At 42.5% G+C, this 7642-nt stretch carries 6 protein-coding genes; all 6 read left to right on the plus strand.

The genetic code is table 11. The features are described from left to right. The first annotated feature begins 201 nt into the window (after window positions 1-201). The gene (locus WMO25_RS11975; protein WP_054754259.1) at window positions 202-1026 is read left to right on the plus strand and encodes a ParA family protein; all 825 of its coding nucleotides are present in this window, start codon (window positions 202-204) and stop codon (window positions 1024-1026) included. Beyond that, on the plus strand, window positions 983-1921 hold the full coding sequence (locus WMO25_RS11980; protein WP_173745494.1) for a ParB/RepB/Spo0J family partition protein: 939 nt from the start codon (window positions 983-985) through the stop codon (window positions 1919-1921). The genes WMO25_RS11975 and WMO25_RS11980 overlap by 44 nt, the downstream gene beginning before the upstream one ends. A gap of 284 nt (window positions 1922-2205) precedes the next feature. After that, window positions 2206-6456, plus strand: coding sequence for a SpaA isopeptide-forming pilin-related protein (locus tag WMO25_RS11985; protein ID WP_349085499.1), 4251 nt, complete (start codon window positions 2206-2208; stop codon window positions 6454-6456). Window positions 6457-6617: 161 nt separating this feature from the next. Beyond that, entirely contained in the window at window positions 6618-6914 is a 297-nt protein-coding gene (locus WMO25_RS11990) for a hypothetical protein (RefSeq protein WP_055062735.1), read from the plus strand. A 12-nt stretch (window positions 6915-6926) separates the two neighbouring features. Further along, entirely contained in the window at window positions 6927-7187 is a 261-nt protein-coding gene (locus tag WMO25_RS11995; RefSeq protein ID WP_023920501.1) for a hypothetical protein, read from the plus strand. Beyond that, window positions 7168-7467: a hypothetical protein gene (locus WMO25_RS12000; protein WP_349085501.1), complete on the plus strand. Its 300-nt coding sequence runs from the start codon at window positions 7168-7170 to the stop codon at window positions 7465-7467. Before WMO25_RS11995 ends, WMO25_RS12000 begins: the two co-directional genes overlap by 20 nt. Window positions 7468-7642 lie beyond the last annotated feature (175 nt).

The following is a 7642-nucleotide window of genomic DNA, read 5'->3' on the forward strand; positions in this document are numbered from 1 at the left end:
CGGAGCTGGCGGAGTACCCGGCAGAGGTTAGAATCCTATGATACAGATAAGCAGTCTGTTCCTTAGTGACTTCCCATAAGCATTTTGCTTGGCAAGGGGTGTTGAGAACAAATATTGCTATGACCGATTAGGAAATGAGTCGGTCAGGTACATAGCCATAATGCGGTGGCTATGAATTTTCAGAAAGGAGGGCAAAAAGAAGTGTCAAACTGCAAAACGATTTCCGTATGTAACCAGAAAGGCGGAGTCGGAAAAACCACCACAACAGTTAATCTTGGAGTCGGGCTTGCAATGCAGGGCAAGAAAGTATTGCTCATAGACGCAGACCCGCAGGGCGATTTAACGACTTGTCTTGGTTGGCAGGATACAGACGGCTTGGGTATCACGCTTGCAACGAAACTCACAGATGTAATCAATGAAACGATGACAGACCCTATGGTTGGTATCTTGCACCACGAAGAAGGTGTTGACCTTGTTCCGGCAAATCTTGAGCTTTCAGCAATGGAATTTAACCTTGTAAACGCAATGAGCAGAGAAACTACACTCAAGAATTATCTGAGTCAAGTGAAGAACAGATATGATTATGTAATTATAGACTGTATGCCTTCACTTGGTATGGTTACGCTCAATGCTTTATCGGCGGCAGACAGTGTTATCATTCCGGTTCAGGCTCAGTATTTGCCTGCAAAGGGTATGACACAGCTTGTGCAGACCATTTCAAAAGTAAAGAAGTATATCAATCCGGATATTAAGATAGACGGTATGCTGCTTACTTTGGTGGATAGCCGAACAAACCTTGCAAAGAGTACGGTGGAAGCACTCAGGGCAAACTTCGGTAATCAGATAAGGATGTATCGAACACAAATCCCGATTGCCGTAAAAGCCGCTGAAACTTCTTCCAAAGGCAAGAGCATTTATGCTTATGAGCCAAACAGCACAGTGTCTAAGGCATACGCTGAATTTACAAAGGAGGTGTTAGCCGATGGCAGGAAGAAAGAGCGACTTCACTCTCACGAAGCTCGATGATTTATTTACCACACAGGCACAGAGAGATGAAGAACAGCTTTCAAAAATCCGAGACATTCCGTTGGAGCTGATTGATGATTTTCCCGACCACCCGTTTAAGGTCAGGGACGATGAAGATATGATGCAGCTTGTGGAGAGTGTCAAGGAAAGAGGAGTGATTACTCCGGCAACGGTAAGGCAGAAAGAGGACGGCAGATACGAACTTGTTTCAGGACACAGACGAAAGCGAGCTTGTGAACTGGCAGGATTTGAAACCCTGAGAAGTGAGATTGTAGACCTGAACAGAGATGAAGCGACCATTTTAATGGTTGAGAGTAATTTTCAGAGGTCAGAGATATTGCCAAGTGAAAAAGCCTTTGCCTATAAAATGCGTTTGGAAGCAATGAAAAGACAAGCAGGCAGACCAAGAAAAGAAAATGTGTCCCCAGTGGGGACGAATTTACGAACCGATGAACAAATTGCACAGGAAACAGGGGACAGCAGAAATCAGATACACCGATATGTTCGTCTGACAAACCTTGTTCCTGAACTGCTTGAATTTGTTGATGAGGGGCGTATTAAAATGCGTCCTGCCGTAGAACTTTCCTACCTTGATGAAGATTGTCAGCGTGATGTGGTTGACGAAATCGACCTGAATGACGCTACCCCGTCACACGACCAGACAATCCGTATGCGAAAGTTATTCAACGAGGGCAACCTTACAACCGAAGCAATCCACGCTGTTATGTCTGAGGAAAAGCCGAACCAAAAGGAAAAAATCGTGTTGAGGGGCGACAGAGTAAGACAGCTTATCCCGAAAAATATTTCCGTCAGTCAGACGGAGGATTTTGTCTGCAAAGCATTGGAGCATTACAACAAGTTTTTGCGTAATCGTGCAGAACGTGACAGCAGATAGCCTGAGTTACAGTTCCCCTTTCTCACACTCTAACCCCTTAGTTATACTTCTACCTACCGAAAATGATATATATTATCTCACTTGAATATAACTATCTCAAAGTATATGTCTATCTCTAAGGGGCAATCGCACAGTATGAACGGACTGGAGGTGTATGGTAAAATGAAAAATTAACGAAAAATCCGCATTTGTTTTTCGGCAGGTAAATTCTGTCGTAAAAGAAAATCCACAAAGGCACATCGTAGCGATACGGTGTGTTTTCAATTTTTACAGGAGGAAACGCAATGATAAAGTCAAAATTCAAAAGAGTCACGTCGCTTTTCTTGGCGACCCTTATGTGTGTGACCACTTTTGCAGGCATTAGCTCGACAACAGCATATGCTGCTTCGGGAGAAAAAGCCGATGTTTATATGGTCGATTTCCCTCGTGATGGCGATGCTAATTACGATGGGGTATGGGGACACAGCAATTTGACCTTGAAAAATGGTTGGCATACCGGACGTTCCAATTTTACCAATCTTAAGGCTATTGGCTCATACTCAGGCAATGTTGCTTATTGTATTGAGCCGGGAATTTCGCTCAAGGTCGGTCAGACAATGAATAAGTATGACGAAAATTATTTTAATAACCTTGCATCCAATGGGGTTATTTCCGGAGATGAAATCCGTCTTTTCGTTGGTCGTATTTTACAGTATGGCTATCGTGGGACAATCTCGACATCTTGGAGGTCACAGAATGAAGCAGCAGCAAACAGCATTGCACAGGCTTATGCCACACAGCTTCTTATTTGGGAAACTGTTATCGGAGAGCGTGATGCGAACTTCAATCATGTAGCAGCCAGTGGTTGTAGCAATGTGAAAGATGTCATCAATGCAAAGCATCCGCTCCGCAATAAGATTTTCAGTTATTACAACAGTATGGTGCAGAGTGTACAGAACCATGCGACCATACCGAGCTTTTGTAATAAATCATCCGGTTCGGCAAAGACAATAGAACTTGAGTGGAACGGAAGCAAGTACACAACTACTCTGACAGATTCCAATAATGTGCTGTCCAAATATAATTTCAAGGCAAGCATCAGTGGAGTGAGCTTTTCAGTGAATGGTAACAAACTTACGGTTTCTATGGATACAGCACCGAGTAAGGAATTTACCATTACCGCAACCAAGAAAAATGCAGTCCGCAGAGGTGTGGTTGTATGGTCAGAGGGCAAACACGGTCAGAACTCCAGTGTGCAGGATGTTGTCAGCTATGCTCAGGAAGTAAGCGATAGTATCAACGGTTATGTGAAGATGAAAGTCAGCTATGGTTCTTGTCAGATTGTAAAGACCAGTGAGGACGGAAAGGTTGACGGTATCAACTTCACGATTACCGGAAACGGTATCAATCAGACAGTTACAACAGCTAATGGCGGTAAGTTCCAGATGGATAATCTTATGCCGGGTATCTATACCGTAACCGAGCAGGCATACGATAAGTACGAGCCGCAGGAAACACATAGAGTTACTGTTGTGGCAGGGCAGGTTGCAAAGGTCACTTTCAATAACAAATTGAAGCGTGGCGACCTTCAGGTAGTGAAGTCCTCAGAAGATAACCTTGTTGAAGGTGTGAAGTTCCATCTTTACGGTACTTCTCTTTCCGGTGATGCTGTTGACCAGTATGCAGTTACAGACAAAAACGGTGTGGCAACTTTCAAAGATGTGCTTATCAGTGGTTCTGAACCATATACCCTTGAAGAAGTAGACACAGCTATCCGTTATGTTGTACCGAAAAATCAGACTGCACCAGTGAAGTGGAAAGAAGTAACCACAAGAAACTTCAATAACATTTTGAAGAAATTTACTGTAACAGTAACAAAGAGCGACGCTGAGAAAGGCGAAGCACAGGGCAATGCCAAACTTTCGGGAGCAGTTTACGGTATCTATAAGGGCGAAACGCTTGTAGATAAGTATGTTACTGATGAAAACGGTCAGTTCACTACTAAAGAATATGTTTGTGATACCGACTGGACAATCCGAGAAATTACACCGTCAGAGGGATATTTGCTTGATAAGACTATCCATGAAGTAGGTGCAGACCCGAAACTTTATGAGGTGGAACACAACCTTACTTCCAATGATGTAATTGAGCAGGTAATCAAAGGTAACGTGGCTATCATTAAACACACTGATGATGGAGAAACAAAGATTGAAACTCCTGAAAAGGGTGCTTCCTTTGAGATTTATTTGAAATCTGCCGGAAGCTATGACGCAGCAAATAAAGACGAGAGAGATACTATCGTTTGCGATGAAAATGGCTTCGGTCAGACAAAAGATATGCCATATGGTATTTATACCGTACACCAGACTTCCGGTTGGGAAGGCAGAGAGATGATGGACGATTTTGATGTGTTCATTTCGCAGAACGCACAGACCTACCGTTATCTTATCAATAACCGTAACTTTGAGAGCTTTGTCAATGTAATCAAGGTGGACGCAGAAAGCGGAAAGAGTATTCCGTATGCAGGAGCAGGATTTAAGATTTACGACCCGCAGGGCAATCAGGTCAAAATGACCTTTACTTATCCGACACCGACCACGATTGATGTGTTCTATACCGACGCAAAGGGTTCTCTTGTAACACCTGAGAAACTGGATTACGGCAAGGGATATTCCATCGTAGAGGTACAAGCTCCATACGGATATGTACTTGATGATACTCCGGTATATTTTGATATTACCGAAGAAAATTCCACAGAGGAAGGCGGCGTAACTGTTGTGAAAGTCAATAAGCCGAATATGGCACAGAAAGGTACTATCACGGTTGAAAAGACCGGAGAAGTATTTAGTGGTGTCAATGTAAGTGGTTCTGAGGACAGTGATGTTATTTATCAGCCTGTTTATGAAGTGGCAGGACTTGAGGGTGCAGTTTATGAAGTCCGTGCTGCGGAAGATATTAGTACACCGGACGGTACACTCCGCTATTCAAAGGGCGAAGTGGTAGATACTATCACAACAAGCTCCGATGGATTTGTTAAGAGCAAAGAACTTTATCTCGGAAAATACAAGGTCAAGGAAATTACCGCACCTGATGGAATGGTAGTGAGTGGCGAAACACATACGGTTGAGCTTACTTATGCAGGTCAGAATATCTCTGTTACCGAAACTTCCACATCGTTCTATAACGAAAGACAGAAAGTGCAGGTAAGCCTTGCAAAAGCCATTGAAAAGGATAAGACATTTGGTATTGGCGACAACGGAGAAATCAAAAACATCAGCTTTGGTCTTTATGCCGCAGAAGATATTGTATCTGCAAGCGGTACAGTTATTCCGGCTGATGGACTGATTGAGATTGTCAGCGTAAATGAAAATGGAACTGCTGTTATGAAGTCAGACCTTCCGTTTGGCAAATACTATGTCAAGGAGATTGCAACCGATGAGCATTATGTTCTCTCTGATACGAAATATCCGGTTGTGTTTGAATATGCAGGTCAGGATACCGCAACAGTTGAAATCAAAGTGAATGATGGAAAAGAAATCAAGAATGAACTTATCTATGGTTCTGTATCAGGTAAGAAGATTGACGAGAACGGAGAAGCACTTGAGGGTGCTGTTATCGGTATCTTCAAAGCCGAAGAAACAGAATTTACAAAGGATACTGCACTTATGACGACTACCTCTGCAAAAGACGGTAGTTTTTCTTTTGCAAAAGTTCCTTATGGCAAATGGATTGTAAGAGAAATCGAGCAGCCAAAGGGATTTGTTCTTGATGAAAAGGCGTATGAGGTCAATATCAGCAAAGCCGAGCAGGTAGTTGAAATTGAGATTGTCAATGAGTATGTTCACGGCAATATCAGACTCACGAAGGTGGACGCTGAATATCCAGATAACAAACTTACGGGTGCAACCTTTGAGATATATAAGGACACCAATGAGAACGGAAAGATTGATGATGGCGATGAACTTATCGGAAATCTTGAAGAAACCGAAACCGGAATTTATGAGATGAAAGAGCTGCTTTACGGAAAATATATTGTCCGTGAAACAAAAGCACCAGAGGGCTTCCTGCTTGATAAGGGAGAATACTCTGTTTTCATTGAGAAAGACGAAACAACTTATTCCGTTGAGAATAAGGCTGGTGTTGGATTTATCAATGAAGCTATGCGTGGAACACTGAAAATCGTCAAGACATCTTCAGATGGTAAGGTTAAAGGTTTTGCGTTCAGAGTAACCGGAGCAAACGGTTATGATATGACATTTGAAACAGATAAGAACGGCGAAATTGTGATTGAGGGACTTCGTATTGGCGAATATACCGTATCCGAAGTGGCAAACAATGCCTCTGCCGCATATATCACACCTGCCGACCAGAATGTTACTATCAAACTTGATGAAACAGCTGTTGTAAAAATGCACAATGAGTTGAGGGATACTCCGAAAACAGGAGATGATACCAATATGAAACTTTGGTATGTCCTTGCCGGACTTTCTGCTGTCGGTATCGCCGTAACTTCTGTTGTTGCATACAAAAAGAAGAAAAAGGAGGGTAACGAGTAATGGAAGCAAAGACAATTATCGCTATCGCATTAGTCGCCGTTATTGTCGGCGGCTTTATCTTTCTTCAGGTTAAAAACCGTAAGAAGTAAGTAACAAGCGAACATTAACCAGTCGGGGCAGAGCGTAAAAAACTCTGTCCCTTTAATTTTTGGAGGAACATTATGAAACAACAGAAAACGGTGGAGAGCCGAGTGCTTGAAATCTTAAAGGAATGCCCGATGTCGAGGTATGATGATATGCTTCTTATTCTGCATTATTACAATCGGTACGGATATATACCTGCCGGAAATCTTCCGCTTGAGGATATTGTATTTAATTACCGAGCATACGGACTTCCTTGTTTTGAAACCATACGCAGGGCAAGGCAGAGAGTACAGTCCCTTTTTCCTGAGTATTCACGTAATCCGCAGAAAGAAGAACAGAGCGGCAGTATTTCTATTGTAATCAACATTAGCTAAGGAGGTATTTTCGTGAAAGACAAAGCAACTTTTCAGAATAAGGTCAAGGTGCTGAATAAACTCTTTGACTCCGGTTGTGATACGGAGAAAAAGTTGCAGCAGCTTGATATGGAAGCAATCCTGAAAATCCCGAATATCACGATTCCTGATATGGGTGTGATTATGGAGCTTCAGAAGAATACAAAGTCCGGTAAACTCTTTTCGTATTTGGGCGGCGGTTCTGATGAAGCAACAAAAATGAGAGGTAAGGAAAATGAAGCAACAGGAGAATAGAGCAGAGCCGCAGGAAAAGCAAATTCGATTTATAGACAGTCATTACAATTTGAAATTCTATATTCCCGATGGTGGAAAAATCAAGATTATTTTTCGTGATGGACACACAGCAGACAGAGTGTGCAAGTATATTGATGACTACCATTTGTATGTCGGAAATTGCTGCTATCATATATGCGAGTTTGCTGAAAAAATGGAGCTTAATGGAAGTAAAGTTGAACCTATCAATCAATCTGAACCGTCAAAAAACAAGACCAAAAACAGAGAAAAACAGCGATAAGGAGGTGCAAGAGTAATGGCACGAAAATATGACCTTATTTCTGAGCTTTACAACCGCACCTGCAAAACGGTTGTGTCAAATCCTCAGAACTGGCAGGCATTCTTAGCTTCAGCTTGCCGAAATTATAAGTTACGCTATGACGAACAGCTTCTTGTATATGCACAGCGACCTGATG

Source organism: Coprococcus intestinihominis, assembly GCF_040096555.1.
In the GTDB taxonomy this organism is placed as follows: Bacteria; Bacillota; Clostridia; order Lachnospirales; family Lachnospiraceae; genus Coprococcus_A; species Coprococcus_A intestinihominis.